Source organism: Paractinoplanes aksuensis (genome assembly GCF_024137025.1).
In the GTDB taxonomy this organism is placed as follows: Bacteria; Actinomycetota; Actinomycetes; order Mycobacteriales; family Micromonosporaceae; genus Actinoplanes; species Actinoplanes aksuensis.
This window is the reverse complement of sequence record NZ_JAMYJR010000051.1, coordinates 38,626-60,455: the sequence shown is the minus strand read 5'-3', so window position 1 is coordinate 60,455 and position 21,830 is coordinate 38,626. Positions and strand designations below refer to the sequence as shown.

16 protein-coding genes are annotated in these 21,830 nt (G+C 70.5%); 6 read left to right on the top strand and 10 right to left on the bottom strand.

Translation table 11 applies throughout. The features are described from left to right. Nucleotides 1–267: 267 nt before the first annotated feature. Nucleotides 268–1,020 (top strand): RlpA-like double-psi beta-barrel domain-containing protein, encoded by a 753-nt coding sequence (locus tag M1L60_RS40250; protein WP_253242854.1) that lies wholly within the window; start codon nt 268–270, stop codon nt 1,018–1,020. On the opposite strand, the gene M1L60_RS40245 is transcribed toward M1L60_RS40250, so the two are convergent. Further along, nucleotides 1,010–1,525 (bottom strand): GNAT family N-acetyltransferase, encoded by a 516-nt coding sequence (locus tag M1L60_RS40245; RefSeq protein ID WP_253242853.1) that lies wholly within the window; start codon nt 1,523–1,525, stop codon nt 1,010–1,012. The two genes, M1L60_RS40250 and M1L60_RS40245, sit on opposite strands and share 11 nt — an antisense overlap. On the opposite strand from M1L60_RS40245, the gene M1L60_RS40240 reads away from it, so the two are divergent. Beyond that, a complete protein-coding gene (locus tag M1L60_RS40240; RefSeq protein ID WP_308208610.1) occupies nt 1,495–1,815 on the top strand; it encodes an SAM-dependent methyltransferase in 321 nt (106 codons plus the stop codon). The genes M1L60_RS40245 and M1L60_RS40240 overlap by 31 nt on opposite strands. 51 nt (nt 1,816–1,866) lie before the next feature. On the opposite strand, the gene M1L60_RS40235 is transcribed toward M1L60_RS40240, so the two are convergent. Both M1L60_RS40235 and M1L60_RS40230 read right to left on the bottom strand, forming a co-directional pair. Next, nucleotides 1,867–7,935, bottom strand: coding sequence for a S8 family serine peptidase (locus tag M1L60_RS40235; protein WP_253242851.1), 6,069 nt, complete (start codon nt 7,933–7,935; stop codon nt 1,867–1,869). 200 nt (nt 7,936–8,135) lie between these two features. Beyond that, nucleotides 8,136–11,045 (bottom strand): helix-turn-helix transcriptional regulator, encoded by a 2,910-nt coding sequence (locus M1L60_RS40230; RefSeq protein ID WP_253242850.1) that lies wholly within the window; start codon nt 11,043–11,045, stop codon nt 8,136–8,138. A gap of 81 nt (nt 11,046–11,126) precedes the next feature. Between M1L60_RS40230 and M1L60_RS40225 the strand changes: the two genes are divergently transcribed. Then, nucleotides 11,127–12,668, top strand: coding sequence for a hypothetical protein (locus M1L60_RS40225; RefSeq protein WP_253242849.1), 1,542 nt, complete (start codon nt 11,127–11,129; stop codon nt 12,666–12,668). A 102-nt stretch (nt 12,669–12,770) separates the two neighbouring features. On the opposite strand, the gene M1L60_RS40220 is transcribed toward M1L60_RS40225, so the two are convergent. The 5 genes from M1L60_RS40220 to M1L60_RS40200 all read right to left on the bottom strand — a co-directional run bounded on the left by M1L60_RS40220 (nt 12,771) and on the right by M1L60_RS40200 (nt 18,130). Then, nucleotides 12,771–13,400: an RloB family protein gene (locus tag M1L60_RS40220; protein WP_253242848.1), complete on the bottom strand. Its 630-nt coding sequence runs from the start codon at nt 13,398–13,400 to the stop codon at nt 12,771–12,773. Continuing rightward, nucleotides 13,397–14,674, bottom strand: coding sequence for an AAA family ATPase (locus M1L60_RS40215; RefSeq protein WP_253242847.1), 1,278 nt, complete (start codon nt 14,672–14,674; stop codon nt 13,397–13,399). Before M1L60_RS40215 ends, M1L60_RS40220 begins: the two co-directional genes overlap by 4 nt. Nucleotides 14,675–14,889: 215 nt before the next feature. After that, nucleotides 14,890–15,396 (bottom strand): MarR family transcriptional regulator, encoded by a 507-nt coding sequence (locus M1L60_RS40210; RefSeq protein WP_253242846.1) that lies wholly within the window; start codon nt 15,394–15,396, stop codon nt 14,890–14,892. An 8-nt stretch (nt 15,397–15,404) separates the two neighbouring features. Next, nucleotides 15,405–16,640, bottom strand: coding sequence for an FAD-dependent oxidoreductase (locus tag M1L60_RS40205; RefSeq protein ID WP_253242845.1), 1,236 nt, complete (start codon nt 16,638–16,640; stop codon nt 15,405–15,407). Nucleotides 16,641–16,780: 140 nt separating this feature from the next. Further along, a complete protein-coding gene (locus tag M1L60_RS40200) occupies nt 16,781–18,130 on the bottom strand; it encodes a CHAP domain-containing protein (protein WP_253242844.1) in 1,350 nt (449 codons plus the stop codon). Between the two features lie 328 nt (nt 18,131–18,458). Between M1L60_RS40200 and M1L60_RS40195 the strand changes: the two genes are divergently transcribed. Together M1L60_RS40195 and M1L60_RS40190 are read left to right on the top strand one after the other, a co-directional pair. Then, complete coding sequence (locus M1L60_RS40195; RefSeq protein ID WP_253242843.1) at nt 18,459–19,043, top strand: hypothetical protein; 585 nt, start codon at nt 18,459–18,461, stop codon at nt 19,041–19,043. After that, nucleotides 19,040–19,513, top strand: a complete 474-nt coding sequence (locus M1L60_RS40190; RefSeq protein ID WP_253242842.1) for an NUDIX domain-containing protein — start codon at nt 19,040–19,042, stop codon at nt 19,511–19,513. The genes M1L60_RS40195 and M1L60_RS40190 overlap by 4 nt, the downstream gene beginning before the upstream one ends. Here M1L60_RS40190 and M1L60_RS40185 read toward each other — a convergent pair. Continuing rightward, a complete protein-coding gene (locus M1L60_RS40185; RefSeq protein WP_253242841.1) occupies nt 19,497–19,892 on the bottom strand; it encodes a P-loop nucleotide/nucleoside kinase family protein in 396 nt (131 codons plus the stop codon). The genes M1L60_RS40190 and M1L60_RS40185 overlap by 17 nt on opposite strands. A gap of 6 nt (nt 19,893–19,898) precedes the next feature. Beyond that, a complete protein-coding gene (locus M1L60_RS40180) occupies nt 19,899–20,054 on the bottom strand; it encodes a P-loop NTPase family protein (protein ID WP_253242840.1) in 156 nt (51 codons plus the stop codon). Nucleotides 20,055–20,086: 32 nt separating this feature from the next. Between M1L60_RS40180 and M1L60_RS40175 the strand changes: the two genes are divergently transcribed. Continuing rightward, a complete protein-coding gene (locus M1L60_RS40175; RefSeq protein ID WP_253242839.1) occupies nt 20,087–21,802 on the top strand; it encodes an MOSC domain-containing protein in 1,716 nt (571 codons plus the stop codon). Nucleotides 21,803–21,830 lie beyond the last annotated feature (28 nt).

Genomic DNA, 21,830 nt, shown 5'->3' with positions numbered 1-21,830 from the left:
GGGTGTGGCGATGGGTGCCCTGTGGGTGCTGTGGCGCCGGTCCCGGTCGTCTGGGCCCCGTCGGGGCGTCGACATGAAAGCCAAGCGCTTGCACTGGTGACACCCGCCGGATCCGGTTCGCACGGCTCCGCCGGCGCCCGGCCCAGCCAACATGGGTGCGCGGAGAGAAGAGCTGGCGACCGTTGGCCGGGGAGTTCTGCGCGGGCGGTCGAGAACTGGCATTCTCACTTAATGCGCCTATGTCGCATTTTGTGGGTTGGACTGGTCGTGGTGGCGTCCAGCTGCGGTACGGATCCGGGGGCTCGGAGTGGCGCGGCCGAGGTCACGGTCGGCCCGTCGGCGCGCGTCGCGCCGAGCGCGGCGCAGGTGCGGCCGTCGTGGCCGGCGTTGGACTTTCCGGACTTCGGGCTGCCGCCGTCACCCCGGACGAGCGCCGGGCCGACGCCGTCGCCGTCCCGCACGACCAGCCGTAGCTCGGGTCGGGTCAGCGACGGCTGGGAGGTCACCGTCTATTACACGGCGGTCGAGAAGTTCCACGACGGGGACCCGCGCGCGGTCACCGGCTGCCTCAAGCTGGACTGCTCCAACGGCGACGACGATCTCGGCACCTACCCGGAGGACTTCGTCCAGGCGGTGGAGGACGAGGGGACCGGGCGTACGGCCTCCGGTCGGTACCTCAATTGGTCGTACGACATCGGGTTCTGGCTCGATTCGCAGCCGCGCAGTGCCGACGGGCGGGCCCTGGTGCCGTTCGTCTCGGCGGCGGCCGACCCCGGCGTGCTGCCTTACGGCACCCGCTTCACCATCAGCGCCTGCGGACGCCAGGACGACGGCTCGGCCCTGCCCGGTACGACCTGTGCCGCCCTGCGCCGGGCGTCCTGGCTGATCACCGACGAGTTCACGCCGGGGCTGGGTGGCAGCCGGCACCTCGACGCCTACATCGGGCCCGAGACCGGGCCGGACTTCACCGACTCGGACTGGTACGTGACCCTGCACGGCGCCCGGCTCACTATCGGCTGATCCGCTCGCCCAGCCACTGTTCCGCGCCCCACGCCTCGAACCGCTCGACCTCGGTGAAGCCCAGCTTGGCGGCCAGCCGCATCGAGGCGACGTTGGCGCTCCGGGTGAACAGCACCACGGGCTCGCCGGGGAGCGCGCGGTCGAACCAGTCGAGCGCAGCCGCGCACGCCTCGGTGGCGTATCCGGATCCCCACGCCCGCGGCAGGAACAGGTAACCGAGGTCGACCCGGCCCACGGCGGCCGGGCGGCGGGTCCCGGTCGCCCGCCGCAGCAGGACCTGGCCGATCATCGCCCCGTCGAGCTCCACGACGAAGCTTCCGGGCCACCGCTCGGGCACCTCGGGCAGGTCGTCCACCGACTGGGGACCGCCCAGATAGGTGTGCACCTCGGCCGAGGCCAGCAGCTCGAGGAACGACGGCCGGTCCCGGGCCTCGGATCCACGCAGGACGAGCCGCTCGGTGCGGATCGGGGGCGGTGGCCAGGCGACAGGTCCGAGTCCACTCATGCCGGACAGCTAACCAGACCGGGACCACCCGTCGTGAATCCACAGCGGACACTGAGGCTTATCTGCTGGTCGTCGATGGCGCGAACACCAACCCGGAGCTCAACAAGGTCATGGAGATCTGGAATGCCACCGCCAATCCGCCGTACGCGATGCGGAGCCCGGCGGAGATCGCCGCCTACTTCGACGGTCTCGAGTTCGTCGAGCCGGGTCTGGTCGATGTGACCGAGTGGCGCCCCGAGGCCGGTGATGCGAAGCGGCTGGACAATCTGATCGGCCTGGCCCGCAAATGAGCGGCCGAGCCTCCCCAGCAGTGCGCCGGGGAGGCTCTTATCAATGGTGGCTCAGAGGCGCGGATCCTCCTGAACCTTCAGGGCGTTGAGGATCGGGTCGGCTTCACCCTTCTCCCGGGTGAACACGAGCTTCAGGTCGCCGCGGGTGTGCTTGACGGTGACGGTGTTCGTGTCCGCGGTCAGGGCACCGACCTTGGCCTGCACGTCGTGGTCGTAGAGGGCGATTTTGCCGTCGGCGAGCACATCGAAGGCGCGCTGGCCGTTCTTGACCTTCTCGAGCTCGGCGAAGTCGAGGCCGATCCGGTACGTCCCGGCCGGGGCGTTCTTGAACACGTAGCTGAACGTCTCGCCGGTCCGCTGGGTGCGGAACAGCGCGTCGTCCTGCGTGCCGGCGATGTCAGCCCGGGTGGTCCGCACCCGACCGCCGACGTAGCCCCACGAGCGGGAGCCCAGCGTCTGATCGGCTGACCAGGAAGCGAAGCCGGATCCGCCGGCGTCCACGGCTTTCCAGTAGGCCGACGTGGCCAGGCGGACCGGCTCGCGCTGGGTGTCACCCTTGCCGGCGTTCGTCGCCACCAGCAGTTCGCCGGTCAGCACGCCGGGTTTGAGTCCGGCGTTGTCGGCCGTCACCGTGACTGTCGTGGACTTGCCGGGCGCGAGGCTGACCGGGGCCGCGTCCTTCAGCGTCAGCCATCCGAGCTCGGTGGCTTCGCTGACCCGCACGTCGAGCGGGGCGGAGCCGCTGTTGGTCACGGTCACCTTGGCCGTCGCCTTCTGGTTCTTGTCGAGGAGCCAGTCCAGCTCCCCGCCGGCGACAGTGGCGATGCCCGTGGTCAACGCGGTGTCCCGTACCTCGGCCTGGTCCTTGTTGGTGATGGTGACCGGGTGCGTCACGGCGACGTAGTTCGGCGCCTCGATCCGTACGGTGTTCTCGCCGACCAGCGCCTGCGCCTTCCACCGGCCCTTGGCGTCGGTCGTGAGCACACGGCCCTGAAGGGTGACGATCGCGCCCTCGATCGGCTTGCCGTCGTTCTTGTCGGTGACCGTGCCCTCGATCGTGCCCGCGGCCGGGAGGCTGTATTCCAACCCGAGGCCGGCCTTCAGGACGGGCTGCTCGAAGGCGTACTGGCTGGCGGGGTTGCGGTTGAGGCTCTCCACCCCGACCGTCGCCGACGAGCCCTGGGTGAGGGGGTTGTCGCCGCCGACGCCGTCGCCGTAGCCGATCTGGATCCGGCCGTCGGCGATCAGGGTGACCGAGAAACTGACCCGGGCGGTCGGATCCTCGTAGAAGGTGACGTTTCGCCACTCGACGACCTGGGCCGCTACGCCGTCCACCTCGGTCCGGCCGAAGTAGATGCCGCCCTCCTCATCGACGACGAGGTCGTCCCAGAACGGATAGATCGCGTCGATGGGGCTCGGGGACGGCAGCGCCGTGTTGTTCCCGAATCCGCCGATGCGGTCGAAGGTCAGCGCCCCGTTCATCGTCACGCACACGCCGTCCCAGGCGGTGTCGTAGAACGGCTGCAGGTAGCCGGCGTCGAAATACAGCGGTCCGCACATCTCGTCGCCGAACCAGCCGGATTCCTGCGTGCCCTGGCGATAGAGGCCGTCAGTCACCTTCATTTCGTACGAGCGTCCGGCCGGAGCCACCGGCACCGGACCCGGATCGGGCGGCGAAGGCTGCTCCTCCGGTTCCGCCGGATCGGCCCGCGGATCGAGGGTGACCCGCAGCGCGGCGATGCTCGGGGCCTTCAGACCCTTCGAGCCCCGCAGTTCCACGGTCAGCGGACCGCCCTTGTGCTGCACAACCGCCTGACGCCAGTCGGCGGTGTTCGGCCCGACCGCTGCGGCCGGGTCGTAGGCGTAGTACGTCAGCTCCCCGTCCACGAGGACGTCGAACACCCGCTTGCCCCGACCCGCGTTCTCGATCTCGGCAAACCCGAAGTCGATGGCGTACGTGCCCTGGGGCGCATCCGGGAAGCGGTAGAACAGCCGCTTGTCGTCCGTGGTGCGCTGCGATTGGAAGAGGGCCGCGATCGGGGCCCGCGTGGTGGCGACCTTGGTCTTGCCCTCGTAGCCCCACGACTTCTTGCCCGCGGCCTGGTCGGCCGACCAGGTGAAGCCGGAGCCGTCGGTCAGCTTGGCCCCGCCGGCGTTGACACCGACCTGGTACTTCGTGGTCGTCAGCGTCACCGGGACGTAGCTCTTGGGCTGCCGTCCGGAGTCGGACCGGACCACGATGTTGGCGCCCTGGACCCCGGGCTTGGCGCCCTTCGACGTGATCGAGACCTTGACCGTCCTGGACTGGCCGGGGGCGAGGGTGCCGCCGGCCGACGAGAGCGACAGCCACGGCAGGTCGGTGGTCAGGTCGTCCTCGACGTCGACGAGCACGACGTCGTCGGCGATCTGGTCGGTCGCCCACAGCGCGCCGGTGGCGTCGGTCTCGAGGCCGCCGCCCAGGCCCGGCTTCTGACCGGGGAACCACCACGCGTTGACCAGTGAGCAGTCGTCCGGGTCGACCTGCAACAGGCGGGTGGGCCGGTTGAAGGTCAGGTCGGTGTACCAGATCGTGTCCGACGCCTGGTTGTAGGCCAGACCCATCACCTCGGGCAGCGGCGGGCTGCAGAACGACAGGAGCGCGCCCGGCTTGTCGTGCGACGTGCCGGCGACGGTCCCGATCATGCCGTTGACGCGGCCGCCGACGTAGAAGACGTCGTCGGCCGGGTTGTAGGCGAGACCGGTCAGCTGCAGCGTCGACCAGTCACCCTTGATCTGCCGCGTCTCCTTACCGGTCTCGCGGTTGAAACAGTGGATGTAACTGGCCGGGCTGTCCTCCATCTGGCACATGTCACCGGTCTTGGTGTCGAATGCCATGTCGAACGCCCGGTAGTCGGGGTTCCACGCCGCGTCGAAGACCTTTCCCGTACGCCTACCCGTCACCGTGTAGGCCGTGTTGGTCCGCTTGATGTAGTCGTGGACCCACACGTCGCCGTCGTACCCGATGCCCGAGGGCTCTTTCTCCGCGATCGTGCCGGGGATCGGGATCCGGGTGATGACGTCGCCACCGGAGGTGGCGCCTACCTTGGCCGCTGCTTGGGCTTCAGCCGTGCTCGACGTGGCCGGCTGGCCGTCGACGCTCGACGGCTTCATGCCGCTCGCCCCGGTCTTCCACGCGGCGAGGTCGACCTTTTTGGCCACACCCGCGCCGGTGGCATCGAGTTCGGGATGCCGGGCAGCTTCGCCCAGGGTGTACGTGACGGGGGCGGATCCGTTGTTGGTCAGCGTCAGCGAGCCCACGCCGTTCTGGCCGGCGCCCAGCAGTGCGTCGAGGCCGTCGGTCTTCAGCCCGGCGGCGCCGGTGGTCAGCCGTACGTCGATCCTGGCCTGGGCGTAGAGCTTCTTCAGCGAGAAGGGGTACGACGCGGTCGTGTAGTTCGGCGCCTCGACCGTCATCGTGTAGTCGCCGACCGGGAGCTGGCGGTGCACGAGACCCGTCCCGTTGGTGGTGACGGCCTCGACGAGCCCGGCCTTGGTGCTGAAAGACACCTTCGCGCCGGCGACCGGGAGCTTGTCGTTCTTGTCGGCCACTGTCGCGTCGAGGTAGCCGAAGTCGGGCCGGTCGTAGGTGACGACCAGGCCGTCGCGCAGCACCGCGGCGTGGTCGGAGAACCGGATGCCGTCGACGCCGGCCCAGCCCTGGATGCCGGTGACGCCGTTCGCGCCCGCGGTCACCGGGTCGTCGGGGCCGATGCCGTCGCCGTACCCGAGGATCACCGTGCCCGAGCGGGTGAACGTGGCCGAGAAGTTGACCGGCTTCGTGTTCTCCGGCCGGATCGGCCAGGCCCAGATCTCGGCGTCGCGGTACTCGACGACGAACGCGTCCTCACCGTTGACCTTGGTGGCCGCCGTGAAGACACCCCCGCCGGGCGCGAACTCGAGCGGGCTCTCGACATAGAACGGGAAGACGCCCGCACCGCCGTGACCGGGGGAGGTGGTGGTGTCCGGGGAGATCACGCCGCGCAGGCCGACGCCGAGGGTGTCGTGGCTGCCGTTGTAGAGCGCGATCGGGAACGGCAGCTTCACCGTGGCCCAGACGCCGCTGCCGAAGGTGACCGGGTCGGTGCCGCGCAGGTATTCGCCCTCGGTGACGGCGCAGTTGTAGCCGCCTTCGTCGACGACCAGCCCGACCGGGATCTCGGACGGCTCGTTCCGCGCGCCGACGGTCAGGGGGACCGTCGTGGGCGAGAAGCAGGCGTTGGGCTCGACGGCCAGGCCGTACGCGCCCTCGGGGACACCGCTGAAAGCGAAGGTGCCGTTGGCGTCCGTACGTACGGGCTTGAGGGGTGTGTCTTTGATCGTGATGTCGGCGTTGGCGACGGGCCGCTTCTTGTCGTCGACGACCCGGCCGCTGATGTCGTGCCTGGTGGCCGCGGTCAGCGCCAGCTTGACCGCGGTGTCCTGGCCGAGGGTGATCGTGACGTCGGCGGTCGCGGTCAGGTACCCGAAGACCTTGGTGCTGAGTTGGTAGTCGCCGACCGGGAGGTTGGTCGTGAACTTGCCGTCCGTGTCGGTGCCGATCGAGCGGCTGAACGGCCCGCTGATCGTCACGTCCGCGGCCGGAACCGGTTCGCCGCCGGCGGTGACGACGCCGGTGAGCGTGCCACCCTGGCGGGGGGCCAGTTCCAGCAGGCGGACGAGGTCGAGCCGGCCCTCGCCGTACTTGTTGTTGACCTCGGCCGTGCCGCCGCACTCGGTGTCGTCGACATCGACGGCCGACTCGCCGAGCAGGCGGCGGGTGGTGTCGACCTGCCCGATCAGGGTCGGGTCGTAGCTCCAAAGGGCCGCGACGGCCCCGGCGACGTGCGGCGCCGCCATCGAGGTGCCGGACATCTCGATGTAGGTGTTGTTCGGGTAGGACGAACGGACGCCGTTGCCGGGAGCGGAGATCTCGGGCTTGATCCGGCCGCCGTCACCTTCGCCCTTGCGGGAGAACGAGGCCAACGTGCCGTCCTCGGACAGGGCGCCGACGGAGTAGGCGCTGCCGGTGGCGCCGGGCGACGAGACGGTGTCGCAGGCCGCGTACGGCGAGCTGTTCCCCGACGACCAGGTGCTGAACATGCCGGCGGCGGTCCAGGCCTCGTCGACGGCCTGGAAGAAGTCGTTGAAGTCGTGCTCGACGTTCTGACCCCACGAGTTGTTGACGACGTGGGGGCGCTTCGACGGGTCGGGGTTGTTGCCCTGGACGTCGGTCGGGGCGAGCAACCACCAGCCGGAGCGCAGCAGCGACTCGACGCCGTTCTCGCAGCAGCCGTTGGTGGCGATCCACTGCGCGTCCGGGGCGACGCCGACGTGCTCGGTGCCGTCGTCGCCGACCATGGTGCCCATGGTGTGCGTGCCGTGCCCGTTGCCGTCGCACGGCGCGCCCGCGCACGAGCCCCGGGTGGCCATCCAGTTGTAGTTGTGGTCGACCGTGCCGTCGGCCATCACGCCGCGGTACTGGTGGGCCAGGGCGGGGTGATCGAACTGCACGCCCGAGTCGATGTTGGACACGGTGATGCCGGCGCCGGTGGCCCCCATCGCCCACGCCTGCGGGGCATGGATGGCGTCCAGGCCCCACGGGACGGCGCCGTCCTTCGGGGCGGCGGTCCGGGCGGCCGGGGGAGTCTGCTGGTCCACCGGCTCGACCAGCGCGACCTGCGGCGTCGCGTGGATCTCGTCGACCTGCGTCTTCGCCGCCACGTCGAGGGCGAGCTTCTCGGTGCCGCCCTCGACCAGCACAGCGTTGGCGATCGGGTACGAGGTGTACTTGACGCCGGCCCGGTCGAGTTCGGACGCGACGGAGGTCACGGACTTCTTGGTGGCCGCGGTCAGCGCGTCGTAGACGAACTGGCCGCGGGCCGCCCAGTCGGCGATCTTCTTGGCCGGCGTGAGGTCGGCCCCGGTCTCGAAGGTGATCCAGAAGTCGGAGGACGGCTGCGATCGGAAGCGGTCTTTGAGCGGCGATGCGATCTTGCCCGCGGCTGGGCCGGGTTCCGGTTCGGCCGCGGAGGCCGGCAGCGCCTGGAACATGCTTGTTCCGAGCATGACGGCCAGCGAGGCCGCCAGGGTTTTCCATCTCATGGGTGTCTCTTCCCGCCTACAGGGGTTGGTAGGGGTCGTGGCTCTTGTCGTCGGCGTCGTCGCGGGCGTCGTCGTGCGACTCCTGCGGCAGCTCGGAGGGCGGCGGGTGCTCGCCCTCGGAGTCATCCATCGGCCGGGGGCTATGAATCATGGAGCTATGCTCAGGCGGAACGAGCGACCTTAGCTATTGAGCAGATACGTCAAACTTCATCGGCGAACACGCCGGCCTCGACCGCCTTGACCGCGAGCGCGGTGCGGGAGTTCACCTTCAGCTTGCGCATCGCCGCCCGTAGCTGCTGGTCCACAGTGGCCGGTGACTTGGCCAGGATCCGGCTGATCTGCCGGTTCGTCTTGCCCGCGACGACCAGCTGCACCACGTCGAGCTCGCGCGGGGAGAGCTGGTCGCCGTACCCGCGCCGGCCGCCGCGCCACAACCGCGGGACCTCGGCGCCGTGCTCACGCAGCCGCTGGGCCACCCGGTCGGCGTCGCCGCGGGCGCCGAGCCGGAACAGCTGCTCGTACTGGGCGGCCAGCAGCTCGCGACCCGGTTCGACCCGGCCCTGGGCCAGGAGTGCTTCGGCCTGGCGTTCGCGGGCGCGCAGGGCGTCGTACGGGCGGGGTAGAGCGCTCCAGGCGCGCGCCGCCCGGTCGTAGGCGGTCGCCGCGCGCGCATGATCCCCGGCCGCCGTGAGCAGCAGGGCTCGGCTCAACGTGAGCGCGGCGCGCGGGGCCGGGGCCGTACGCCCGCGCAGTCCCCGGGCGAACTGGTCGGCCAGGCGGGTCGCGGCCGGTGCGTCGCCCTCGGCCAGGAGAGCCTCGATCCGGGCCGGCACGAGGTCGGTCGCCCAGACCCAGATGCCTTTCCGCCGTACGGTGTCCAGGGGTTCGTTCGTGACGCGCAGAGCCCGGCGGCTGTTGCCGTCGGTGAGCCACAGCCGGGACAGCGCGGCCGCCGCCTCCAAGGTGTCGTCGACCGCGCCGAGCCGGGCCGACTCGTCCAGGACCAGCTGGAACTGCTCCTCCGCGGCCCGGCGCCGACCGGCGGTGGCGGCCAGCCGGGCCAGCAGGCGGACGCTGCCGAGGTAGTGCGCGGGCCGGTCCCGGTCGGCCTCGGCGAGGGCCGCCGCCGTCTCGGCCAGACCGTCCCACCGGCCGGTGTTCCAGGCCAGGTTGGCCTGTTCGAGCCGGACATTGTGCTGCAACCGGGACGCCTGCTCGGCCTCGGCCAGGCGCAGGGCCACGGCGAGGTGCTCCTCGGCGTCGGCGTAGCGGCCCCAGATCAGCGCCCCGGTGCCGATGTTGACGTGGATGCGGGCCACGTCGAGGCGCTCGGCCGCCGTCGGGCCGTCGACGGGCAGGCCGGCGACCACGTCCCAGGCTTCCTCCTCGCCCAGCATCAGCAGCGCCGCGGCGCGGTTACCGTCCAGGTTCAGCCGGTGCGCGGGGGAGTCGATCCGGGCCGCCAGGTCGGCGGCCCGATCCAGCCAGCGCCGGTGGGTCGAGGCCGGCCACGGTCCCGCGTACGCCCACCCGAGATAGGTCATCGCCCGGGCCGCCTCGAACGGATCGTGGTCGAGGTTGGCCACCGCCTGTTCCAGCTCGCGCAGCGCGGCCTGAGCCTCGCCCCCGGTGATCAGCAGCCGGCCCAGCGGGTTGCGGATCTCGGCCTGCTGACGGGCGGAGAGGCCGGGCGTCCCCAGCACCGAGCGCAGGGTGCGGACCACGCGGTGGTAGACCTCGTCGACCTGTTCCCGGCGGCCCAGCGCGGCGACCCCGGCCGTGCGCGCGACCCGGGCCCGGTCGGCCGGCGGCAGCACGGACCACGACAGCAGATCGACCAGCAGGTCGACCGCCTTGGTGTGGTCACCCGAGGCCATGGCCAGCTCGGCGCCCTGTTCGGCGTACCGCGCCCAGGACGTGGTCTCACCGGCCTCGCGGAAGTGGTGGGCGAGGCGGGCCACGGGCGGCGGCTGCAGGAGCTCCAGGGCCCGCCCGGCCAGCAGGTGGAACTGCCTGCGGTCGGTCAACGGGATGGCCTCGTAGACGGCGGTGGCCGCCAGCACGTGCCGGAACCGCCACCGGTCGCGGTCGTCCCCGTCCAGCACACCGGCGCCGGCCGCCTCCGCGATGGCGCCCCTGGACGCGGCCGGTGACAGGCCGGCGGTCATCGCGATCGTGTCCACCGAGGACCGCTCGGCCAGCGTGGCCGCCGCGCGCAACACCTGCTGGGCCGCCGGTGACAGCCGGCTCACCCGCTCCCGGGTGGAGTCGCGCACCGTCGGCGGCACCTGGAGCTCGCGCAACCTCAGCCGGACCCACTGGCCGTCGCGGAAGACCAGGTCGGCCCGGTCGCACATGAGACGGACCGACTCCTCCACGGCCAGCGGGACGCCGCCGGTCCGGTCGTGCATGAACGTCGTGAACTCCTGCGAGATCGGATTGCCGTCCAGCATCGAGGACACCAGCGCCGCCGTGTCGTCCGGCCGCATGGGCGCCAGGGCGATCCGCAGCTGGGTCACGCCGGCCGGCAACCGGGACGTCAGCCGCAGAAGCAGCGAGCCGTCGTCCACCTCCTCGGGCCGGTAGGAGATCACCAGGCTGAGCCCGTCCGACTGCTGCCGGGAGAGGACGAACAGCAGGAACTCCAGGGTCACCTCGTCGGCCCAGTGCGCGTCCTCGAGCACGAGCACGTCGACCCGCAGCGCCCGCAGCAACTCGTCCAGGGCCCGGAACAGCCGGTGCCGGGCCGCCTTCGCGTCGTCCAGGGGCGGCAGGGCGGGTGGCAGGTGCGTGGACCATTCCGGGAACAGGGGGCGTAGCGCGCCCGCGAGCTCGGTCAGCCGTTCGCTCGGCAGCGGGCGCTCGATCCCCAGGAACGCGTCGACGATCGGCCCCAGCGTCAGCGATTCCCGCAGCGGCGGGCACACCGAGACCAGGGCGGTGGGCTGGTCGGGCGCGGCCAGCCACTCGCGCAGCAACCGGCTCTTGCCGATCCCGGCCTCGCCCTCCACCAGCACGATCGCCGGCGGCCGGGCCAGGGCGCCCCGCAGCGCCGCCGTCTCACGATCGCGACCGACAAAACGCGGTGTGGCAACGGCCGGGTCGGGCATGCGTGATGATCCCGCTCTTCCGCGATCGGGCGCAAGACCACCGGCTGGTCCGGTCTGGCGCCCGTGATCGACACTGAAGGCATGGCGAACAGGCGGATCGGCTCGGCAATGGCCGCGTTGGCCCTGGTGGCGGCCGTGGCCGGCTGCTCGGGGACGGAGGCGCCGGCGTTGCCCGCCCGGGTCGCCCCGGCGCCGGACGGGGTGCGCGGGCTCGGTCCGGCGGTGCTCGCGGCGCCCGTCGCGGACCAGCGTCGCGACGACCTGACCGGGTTGTTCGCGGTGGACACCTTCGGCGCCGACCTGCCCGGTCCGACCCCCGTCCGGCGGCATGTCGAGGTCGCCGTGGGTGATCCCCGGTTCCCGACCGTGGCCCGGGGGCTGGCCGAGGACCCGCGGGACGCGCTGGTCGTCGACGGCCGTCTCCGCGACGTCACGTTGCCCGACCATGTGGCCGCCCGGCAGGCCGCCGGGGTCGGGGCCGGGCTGACGATCACCGGGTCCCGCTGTGTCGTGGTGGCCGGCGACGGCGCGGTCGTGCAGCCCGCGACAGAGGCCTCGTGCGACGCGGCCGAGCTCGGCGGTGCGTACTGGACGGACCAGCGGGCCGGTCGGTACGGCGGCATCAACCTGACCACGGGCCGGGCGAGTCCGGCAGTCGCGCTGCCGGCCTACCCGATCGCCGCCTCGGCCGACGGCCGCATGCTGGCCGCGGTGACAACCGAGCGGCCCCGGCAACTCGTCGTCGCCGACACCAGCACCGGTCGGCGGCACACCGGGGTGACCGTCACCAGGGTCTCCGGGGCGTTCACCGCCGGCGGGTTCGCCCTGACGCACGTCGTCGACAATCGGCGCCGGATCAGCGTGGTCACCCCCGAGGGCGTCGTGCGGACGTTCCCGGCCACCGTCGGAACGGTGGCCTTCGCCGCTGACGGGCGGCGGGCCCTGATCGAGGACGCGCGTCGGCTGGCCGTCCTGGATCTCGAGAAGGGGTCGGTCACGCCGGTCGCCGGGTTGCCGCCGATGGCCGGGGCCGTCACCGCGATTGCCGCCGGCGACACCGCCCTGGCCGTCGAGCTGCCGTTCGCGCCGGACGCCGCGACCCCACCCGTGCGCGCCACCAGCGCCTGGTCGGTCCGGTTGAGCTCCGCGACCGCCACCGCCGTCCCGGGCGCCCCGGCCGCGTCGGCGGTACGGGTCGCCGAGGCCGAGGCTGGTCCGGCCGCCGCCGAGGCGGTGCCGGCGCTGTCGTTCCAGCCGGGCGGCGAGTCGATGACCCTCACCCGGGAGGGCCGGATCGCCGCGGTTCCACCGGGCGCCGCCCCCGGGAAGGCGCTCGGTGATGGCGCCGTGCTGCACGGCCTGGCCGACAGCCGGATCCTGATCACGGACGGGACCGGCGGGCGGACGGAGGTGGCCACCGGCGCCGGCCCCGACCAGCGCCTCGGCCCGGTCGTCCCGACCCCGGACGGCGCCCACCTCGTGATCTCGCTGCGGGCGGCCCGCCCCGGGTCGCAGCCCGGCCCACTCGACGAGGTCGTAGTGACCCGCCGCGACGGCACCGGCACCCCGGTCGTCGTCTACCGAGGCGTCATCCTGGTCGGGCTCAGCGTTCCCGAACGTTGACCACGTCGTGAACCAAAGCGATTCACTCCGCTCCAGCGATGCTTCTTGGTTCTGGAAGGTTTGACAGCATCTGGTCACACCTTCCGGTGGAGGATGCGGTTTTCACGATCCTTCCACGGCTTCCAGGAACCGATGCATTCCGGAGGAGGGGTTGTTGTTCGGGAATACGTTTCCGTCTTTGGCGTGACGGCGATCCAGTGCGGCGGCCCGCCGGCCGGCAGCTTGGCGTAGCGGCATGTAGACAGATGCGTCGATCGTCTTTCCTTTCCGCCGATCAAGCTGCCGGCTGGCCTTTTCGACCGCACTGGTGTTCTCGAATCGGGTATGATCTTGGTAGTGGAGGATGAGCCAGAGCTCGAAGCATGGATTCGATATGGCAAGCTGAACTCCGTTTGCATCAGCTAATGCAACTGCAGCGTTCAGATTTGGGTGATTCTGGGGCCACTCGACGTCGAACAGGCACCAGCACTCATCAACCTCAGGCTCAGTTATCCGCCCCACCGCCATCTCGACCAGAGTCAGTGGCGTTCCCTGCTCCGGGTGAATCTCGATGTTGAGGGCCGTGCTGTCCTGGACTTGGGGCAGCCTCTTGAGCCCGCCCACGTAATCCGGCTCCGTGTTCTTGCCTTCGCAGAACACGACTATTGTCTTGAGTTCGCGCCGGCTCCCGGCCCGCCGCTTCAGCGGTTTGCCCGATCGGCCGCGCTCTCGTTTCAGACGACTGTCTTTCACCCGATCAGTCCGACAGCCCGCAGGAAATCGGATTGATCTACCTGCGGCAACGCGCCGAATCGGCCGTGAAGATACGCTGACTCCAGGTTCTGGGAGCGGCGAACTCGTTCGCCCGCGAATTCGGCCAGTGCGCCCAGCCTGGTTGATCCGTCGTCTCTCTTTTCGGTCAGCCACACCTCATCGCGGTTCAGGTGATTGAGCAGGCTTGTGTCGTGCGAGGTGAAGACGAGCTGCGCGCCGCGCGGGTTGAGTGTCGGGCTGTGGAAGAACTTGAGCAGTTCTGCGGAGACGGTGGGGTGCAAGCTGGCATCCAGCTCGTCGAAGACAATGATCGAACCATCACGCAACGCGTTCAGCACTGGTCCAATCATGTGGAACCAGGTTTTGGTGCCCTCCGATTCCAGTTCGAAATTCAAAGGGACATCGCGCGTTCCTGCCTTGTGCACCAACCGAACCCTTTTGCGACTCGATCTCTCGCGGGGTGACGACGAGTAGACCATTTCCTCCTCGTCCACGACAACATCGGAGATCCCGAGGTCGGCCAGCTGAAGCAGTGCCAGGGCCTGATCCCGTTCGGATTGATCGCCGAAGAGCGGCAACTGGTCGACGCTGTCCTCGAACCAGCGCATCGTTGCGCGCGATGCAATCGATGATCGCGTAGGCCCGAAACCGGCACCGCTGTAACGTGAACGGCGCTGCAGCCCGAAGACTTCGGCGCGGGCCAGCTCTCGGGCAAACTGGCTGACCAGCGGCTCTTCGAACCTGCGGGCGACGGACAGTGCGAGAGTGGTCGGGGTCAAGAGCTCACGCGTACCCGACAGGCCGCCGAGTCCACGTTGAAGCTTTAATTCCAGATCGTCCCGCTCAAAAATTCGTCGCCTTTTTCGCTCGGGATAGTGGAACAGTGCCTCATAGTAAACGCGCTCACGGTCGAGTTCGAGTAGATATTCGAATCGCACGCCGTCGATGAGCAGTTCCAGAACGAAGACGGAGTTGTCGTCAGCGCTGTCGCCGAATGCGAACGGCTCGATCGGGATCTCGTCTTCCCACGCTCGAAGTGAGAGAAGTATCGCGTCTCTCAGCCATGTGAAAGCGGCGACGACATTAGATTTTCCTGAAGCATTCGGCCCATAGATTGCGGCCACCGTTACCAGGCTCTCGCCGAGGAGCGGGGCCGGTCGCGCCTCGTCCCGGTCCCGATCCACGGCAACCATCGAGAGCTCCACGTTCTCTGCCAGAGACCGGAAGTTGGACGCTTCGAACCTGATCAACACCAGGTCATCCTACCTGCCGCGCTGGTGTCGACACGCCATCAGTTTCGTCAAAAATCTACGAAACCTGTGCTCTAGCCGCAGTTGCACGGTCCATTCGCGATTGAATGGCTGGGTATAAGCTCGGGACGCATCGGCCCGACGGGCATCGTCATCCGCCGGATCCATCGTGTGGTCGAGTGACTCCTCGGTGCCCGGCTGGTGCCGAGCGGGGTCGGCTATGGAGAGGAGGCCGGTCCGGGCCCTCCGGTGTGCGGGCGGCCATCGCGGAGCTGGTCTAGTTCGTCGGCATACATCTGGTGCATTCGGGTGTAGTGGTCTGTCAGGAGGGTGAGTTCGTCGGTGCTGTAGCCCTCGATTAGGCTGGCTGTGCGGCTGGCGAAGCGCTCGTACGGTTGCTCCAGCTCGGCGATGCGCTCCGGGCGGGGGGTGACGATCACGCGGCGCCGGTCGGCCGGGTCGCGTTCGGTGGTGAGGTAGCCGGACTGCTGGAGCCGGCGGAGCATGCTGGTCACGGCGCCGGTGGTCAGGTTGGTGCGGTCGGCGATCTGGCCCGCGGTGGCCGGGCCGGCGTCGGCCAGGAAGTCCAGGCACTCCAGGTCGCTCACGGTCAGGCCCAGCCGGTCGGCGATGGCGTAGCGGAACACCATGGACAGCCGGGACATCTCGCGGCCGGCCCGCATCAGGTCGGCGATCGCGGACGTACGGGTGGGCTCGGGGGACATGCCGGCCATCATGCCTCCGGCACGGTGACGCGGTGCAGCCGCGGTAGTACGCGGGTCAGCACCCAGTGCGGTGCCGCCGCGCCCCCGATCAAGCGGCGCATCAGGCGGGCCGCGGTGTCAACGGCCTGAAACGCGTACGGAATCATCTCGTCCTGATAGGCCGTGATCGCGTCCTCGACCGGAGCGCCGCTCGCCCGGGCCTCGACGAGTTTGTGGCCCAGCAGGGCGGCGTCGCGCAGCGCGGTGTTGCCACCGTGCGCGCCGAACGGGGGCATGACGTGCACGGCGTCGCCCATCATGGTCGCCCGGGGCAGGGCCCACTGCTGGGGCCGGCGGCCGGTGGCGAAGAGATTGAGCACTGTCGCGTCGAGCTCGGCCGTGTCGACCAGCCGCCGGATCAGCGGGTGGAAGTCCTCGCTCAGCTCGGAGGCCAGATCCCGCAGGGCCAGCAGGTCACCGCGGGCGCCGTGGGGCACCTCTTCTTGCCTCAGCAGCATGCCCCACATGACGTAGTCGTCGCCGGTGGGCGCGTAGCTGCCCGGGGCCAGCCGCGCGAACGCCTGACGCGGGTTCTCACCGAACCGCATGGGGGTGAAGAAGAAGGCCCGGTCCCGCCGGTCGGCGATGGCCAGGACGCCGCTCGTTCGCAAGCTTTCAGGGAGGGCGTTGCGCCGCAGGGGCGACCGGCCGTAGACACCGGCCATCGGGGTGGCGGCCGGGCTCGCGTCGGGCATGAGCTGCGCGCGCAGGGTCGAGCGGACGCCCTCCGCCCCCACGACGACGCTCGCCGTGATCGCCGTGCCGTCGGCGAACCGCAGCCGCAGCCCGGCCGGGCTGTTGTCGACCGCGACGGCCGTCTTGCCGTAGTGGATGCGCCCGTCCAGCCCCGCCATCAGGATGGAGCGCAGGGTCAGCCGGTCGACCTGCCGGGTCGCGTGCGGCTCGTCCTTGAAGTTGATGGTGATCGCGTTGCGCAGCCGCCGATCGGTGAAGCGCAGATGTCCGCCGGGCTCGTCCCCGGTGGCCAGGGCCAGGCGGTAGAGGGGGCGGGGCAGGCTCTCCTGCAGCGCCCGCAGCCCGTGCCGGTCCAGGATGATCCGATAGCCCTGCTGCCGCACGAAGGGCCCCGGATCCCGCTCGTACACATGCACGTCGATACCGGCGCGCATCAGATATTGGGCGAGACAGAGCCCGGACAGCCCGGCCCCGGAGATCGCCACGGAGAAGTCGGTCGATATGTCCATCGCATTATCTTAATGGCTAAGATGTTTGCGGCAAGGTTGACGGGGTCAGGACCTCCACGTCCGCGTCACGCTGACCGGTGACCTCGACGGCCTCGGGATCGACCCGATCGCCGCCGAGGCCTGGCTCCGCTTCAGCGGCCTCAGCTGACCGGGCGGGCGTATCCCGAGATCGTCTTCGAGCCGAACCGGGCGCCCCGGGTGACGGTGCTTCGGACGATCTTGCCGCCGCTGAAGTTGCCGTCGATCGTGGTGACCGTCGTGTTCCCGACGGCGACCACGACGCCGACGTGGCTGGCCCAGGTGCTCGCGTTGTTGACGTCGTACACGATCGCGTCGCCGGGCTGGACTCCGGCCAGGGTGTTGCCGGGCACCCACGTACGCTTGGCGTCGCCGTACTTCTTGAAGCTGACCGCCCCGGCGGTGAGGCCGCCGACGTTCGCCCCGGACTGGCCCCACACCCAGCGCGTGAAGTCGGCACACCAGTCCTGGCTGCGCCAGCGTTCTTTGTTCGGGCCGGTGCACACAGCGCCCGTCGTCCCGGTGCCGGAATAGAAGTTGCACTTGCTGGGCCGGGCCCCGTTGTTGCGGCTGGTGTTGTTCAGTTCGGCGATGGCGCGCTCGACGATCCGGGCCCGCAGACCGCTCGGCGCCGTGCTGCCCGGGTCGGCGTTGCCGCGGTAGGCCACCGTGCCGTACGCGTAGACCTGGCCGATGCCCGACACTGCGGCGTACCCGGATCCGTTGCCGCTCACCGAGATCCCGCTGATCCCGTTGGTGAAACCCGTCGGGTTGCCGCGGTAGGCGACGGTGCCGTAGGCGTACACCTGACCGGTGCTCGAGATGGCGGCGTAGCCGGAACCGTTCGCTGTGGCCGAGATGCCGGCGATCTGCCCCGAGAAGCCGGCCGGATTGCCGCGGTAGGCCACCGTCCCGTACGCGTACACCTGACCGGCGCTGGAGACGGCCGCGTACCCGGACCCGTCGGCGGTGGCCGAGATGCCGACGATGCGACCTGTGAAGCCGCGCGGATTGTCGTGGTACCGGACGGACCCGTAGGCGTACACCTGACCGGTGCTGGAGACGGCCGCGTAGCCGGATCCGTCGGCGGTCACCGAGACGCCGACGATGTCCCCGGAAAAGCCGGTCGGGTTGCCTCGGTAAGTGACGGTCCCGTAGGCGTACACCTGCCCCCGGCTCGAGATGGCCGCGTAGCCGGATCCGTCGGCAGTGGCCGAGACACCGACGATCTCTCCGGAGAAGCCCGCCGGGTTGCCGCGGTAGCGGACCGAGCCGAAGGCATAGGTGCCGCCGCCGGTGTTGGTCAGCACGTAGCCCGACCCGTCGGCGGTCACGGAGATCGAGCGGTAGCTGTTCGCCGCGGCCGAGGCGGCGCCGGCGCCGGTCACGACCGTGAGGCCGGTCGCGGCCACGGCGCAGGCCGTCAGGGCGGCGATGCTGCGTCCCCGGAGGGGCGAGCGGTGGTGTGTCATCGAGTGTCCTTCTGCGTCAGGCACGATCCGCGATCGGGCGTCGCGGTAGGCCAAGCCTCGAATCACCCGGGAGCCCGTGAAATGGACCAAAGGCCGCCGAATCCCGCGAACGGCGGGCCGGCCTCCCCTGATCAGTCACGACCAAGGGCGGTGACCAGGGCAGACACCAAAGGCTTCAGCCGTACGGCCGTCACGCCCCCGGATTAGCCGGTGCTGGTCGATTCGGACGCCTCTTTTCCGATAGCATCCGCGGCTCGGGGATCGGGTGGAGCGAATGGATCAAGAGCAGCGCGTGGCGCCGGGGCGACGGCGGTCGAAGGTGTTGGTGGTGGGTGCGGTTGCTGCCGGGTCGTTGGTGGCGGTGGCGGCCCTGGCTCCGGTGATCACGGCTGCGGCCGGGCACGATTCGTACAGTTTCAACATCGATCGGTTCGATCCGACGAGTGGGGCGCCGGTGGGCAGCTTCGGGGGGATCAGCGGGGAGCACTGGCTGGGCGTCGAGCCGGGGATGGGGCGGGACGTGCTCACCCGGCTCGTGCGCAGTCTGCAGTTCTCGCTCGGGGTGGCGCTGGCCGCGGCCCTCGTGCAGGTGCTGATCGGGCTGGGGGTGGCGGTCGCCGTGCGGCGGGGGCGGGTGCGGGGGCTGCTGGGGCCGGCGCTGCTGGCGGGGGCCCTGCTGGTGCCGCTCAACCTGATCGTCGAGGTCCGGATGGCGTACGTGGGAAGGGGTCTTCGCACCCCGCCGGACCCGTCGTGGGGTGAGATGCTGTCCGATGCCTCGGTCTGGTACGCGGGCGACCCGGCCTTCCTGCTCATCGTGGGCGGGCTGCTGGTCGTGACCGTGCTGGCCTTTCTGCTGCTGGCCGAGGGGCTGCGCCGCCGGTTCTTCACCCGGATCCGGCCGTCGCAGTGAACCCTCGCCACGCGGCCCGCGGGATCATTCTCGACGAGGACGACCGCATCCTGCTGTGCCAGTTCGTCTTTCCCCACCCGGCAGTGCCCGCCGGAGTGCCGGCCGTCTGGGCTGCTCCCGGCGGCGGCGTGGAATCGGGCGAGGACGGGATGACCGCGCTGCGCCGGGAGTTGCGCGAGGAAACCGGGTTGATCGTCGACAACGACCAACCGTACGTCTGGCATCAGATCGCGCCCGGGATCGTCAACGACTATTACCTGGTCCGCACGACCCACTTCGAGCCCCGCGGCGAGTTCACCGACGAGGACCTGGCCACCGGCGAGCTGCTCGCCGCCTTCCGCTGGTGGTCGCTCGCCGAGATCACCGGCTATCCCGGGCCCGACCTGTTCTCGCCCCGCGCCTTGGCCCCGCTGATGGCCGATCTGCTGCAGGACGGGCCGCCGGCCGCACCGCTCACGCTCGGCCTGTGAGGGCTTCGGCGAGCAGTTCGTAGGTCTTGGTGACCGCGCCGGCCGCGCTGGGCAGGACGATCGTGGCCGGGCGCAGGCGGACGACTTCGAGCAGGTTGTCGTACATGGCGCCGAGCACCGCCGAGCCGCCGGCGCGTTCCAGCAGGCGGTGGTGGTGGCGGATCCACGGGTCGTCGGTGTTGCGGGCCCGGTGGTGGAAGCGGTCGATCGCCGCCTGGCGGTTGTCGAGCAGGACGATCTCGTGGAAGGACGCGCCGGTCGCGCGGGCCAGCCCCTCGAACTCGGTGATCTCGTCGACCTTCGCGAAGTATTGAGGCAGCACCACGTCGTGGCCGCCGCTCAGGTGGGTGGTGGCCATCGACCGGGCCAGCGCCCCCACCAGCGGCTAGTTGTCGACTTTTTCGTCGCGCCAGCCGCCGACCAGGTGGTGCAGGGCGTCGATGTCGAGGTTCAGCGTGCGGGGGTGGCGGTCGGCGTACAGCGCGGCCACGGTCGACTTGCCGATGCCCGGCGGGCCGTTCAGGTGGACGAGTCGGGCCATCCGGAAATGCTATCCGGGTGGACCATGGTGGAGTGGCGACGCTTCGATCAGTCAATGTCGGCCTGCCCCGGGACGTGGAGTGGCGCGGGCGCACGGTGCACACCGGGATCTGGAAGGCGCCGGTCGACGGCCCCGTGACGGCCCGCCGGCTCAACCTCGACGGGGACGGGCAGGGCGACCTCGGCGGCCACGGGGGCGAGATGCGGGCCGTGTTCGTCTACCAGCTCGACTCGTACCGGTATTGGGAGAAGTTCCTGGGCCGGGACGATCTGGTGCCGGGGCAGTTCGGCGAGAACTTCACTGTCGACGGGCTGGCCGACGACGAGGTGCGGGTCGGTGACCGCTACCGGATCGGGGCCGCGCTGTTCGAGGTGACCCAGCCCCGGGTGACCTGCTACCGGGTCGGGATCCGGATGGACGATCCGCGGATGCCGGCCCTGCTCGTGCAGCATCACCGGCCGGGCTTCTATTTCCGGGTGCTCGAGGAGGGCGCGGTGCGGGCGGGCGACGACATCGTGCGGGTCGCCGCCGGTCCGGAACCGATCACCGTGGCCGAGGTCGACGCGCTGCTCTACCTGCCGGGGCACCCGCGGGAACGGATCGAGCAGGCGTTGCGCATCCCCGCGCTCAGCCCGGGCTGGCAGGGGTCGTTCCGGGCCATGCTGGACGAGCCGGCGTCCTCGAGCGGCAACGCGGGCCTGGTCGCGGCCTCGCCCCGACCGGCCTGGCCCGGGTTCCGGCCGTTACGCGTGACCGCGATCGATCGGGAGAGTTCCACCATTTCGTCGTTGCGGCTGGCCGACCCGGACGGCACGCCGTTGCCCGCCGCCCTTCCCGGTCAGTTTCTTTCTGTACGGCTGGGAAGTGGACTCATCCGCAGTTACTCCCTGTCCGGGCAGCCGGGCGGCCCCGACTACCGGATCAGCGTCAAGCGCGAGCCCCACGGCGCGGCCAGCGCCTACCTGCACACGAGCGTGCACCCGGGCGACCTGCTCGAGGCGGCTGCCCCGCGCGGCACGTTCGTGCTGGCCCCCGGCGACGGCCCGGTGGTGCTGATCAGCGGCGGCGTCGGCGCGACCCCGGTGCTGGCCATGCTGTACGCGCTGGCCGACCAGGGCTCGACCCGCGAGGTGTGGTGGGTGCAGGCCGCCCGCAACTCCGACGAGCAGCCGTTCGCGGCCGAGGCGAGGGCGCTGCTGGCCCGGTTGCCCCGCTCCCGGGCGTACGTCTGCTTCAGCCGCCCCGGCCCGCACGAGACCCACCCGTACGACTTCGCCGGTCGCCTCTCGGCCGATGTGCTGCGCGGCCTGAAGCTGCCGGCGGACGCCGACGCCTACGTCTGCGGCCCGGCCTCTTTCCTCACCGATGTGACCGCCGCGCTCACCGGCCTGCGCGTGCACTCCGAGATCTTCGGCGCGCACCCGGGCCTGACCCCGGGCATCGCGGCCCAGCCCAGCCGCCCTCCACACTCGCCGGCCGGCGAGCCCGGCACCGGCCCCGCGGTGGCGTTCGCCCGCAGCGGCCTGACCGTGCCCTGGCCCGAGGATGCGGGCAGCCTGCTCGACCTGGCCGAGGCGTGCGACGTCCCGGTCCGCTGGTCGTGCCGGGTCGGCGTGTGCCACAACTGCGAGTCGGGCCTGCTCTCGGGCCAAGTCGCCTACACCACCGAGCCGGTCGACCCGCCGGCCGAGGGCAGCGTGCTGATCTGCTCCAGTCGTCCGGAAAGCGACATCGTGCTGGACCTTTAGGGCAGACTCTCTTCTCTTCCGGGTGCGG

Excerpts from the sequence above, each read along its gene's own strand:
- M1L60_RS40245 (WP_253242853.1), bottom strand. The coding sequence starts at position 1,525 with ATGAGTGGACTCGGACCTGTCGCCTGGCCACCGCCCCCGATCCGCACC.
- M1L60_RS40235 (WP_253242851.1), bottom strand. The coding sequence starts at position 7,935 with ATGAGATGGAAAACCCTGGCGGCCTCGCTGGCCGTCATGCTCGGAACA.
- M1L60_RS40230 (WP_253242850.1), bottom strand. The coding sequence starts at position 11,045 with ATGCCCGACCCGGCCGTTGCCACACCGCGTTTTGTCGGTCGCGATCGT.
- M1L60_RS40225 (WP_253242849.1), top strand. The coding sequence starts at position 11,127 with ATGGCGAACAGGCGGATCGGCTCGGCAATGGCCGCGTTGGCCCTGGTG.
- M1L60_RS40210 (WP_253242846.1), bottom strand. The coding sequence starts at position 15,396 with ATGTCCCCCGAGCCCACCCGTACGTCCGCGATCGCCGACCTGATGCGG.
- M1L60_RS40205 (WP_253242845.1), bottom strand. The coding sequence starts at position 16,640 with ATGGACATATCGACCGACTTCTCCGTGGCGATCTCCGGGGCCGGGCTG.
- M1L60_RS40200 (WP_253242844.1), bottom strand. The coding sequence starts at position 18,130 with ATGACACACCACCGCTCGCCCCTCCGGGGACGCAGCATCGCCGCCCTG.
- M1L60_RS40180 (WP_253242840.1), bottom strand. The coding sequence starts at position 20,054 with ATGGCCCGACTCGTCCACCTGAACGGCCCGCCGGGCATCGGCAAGTCG.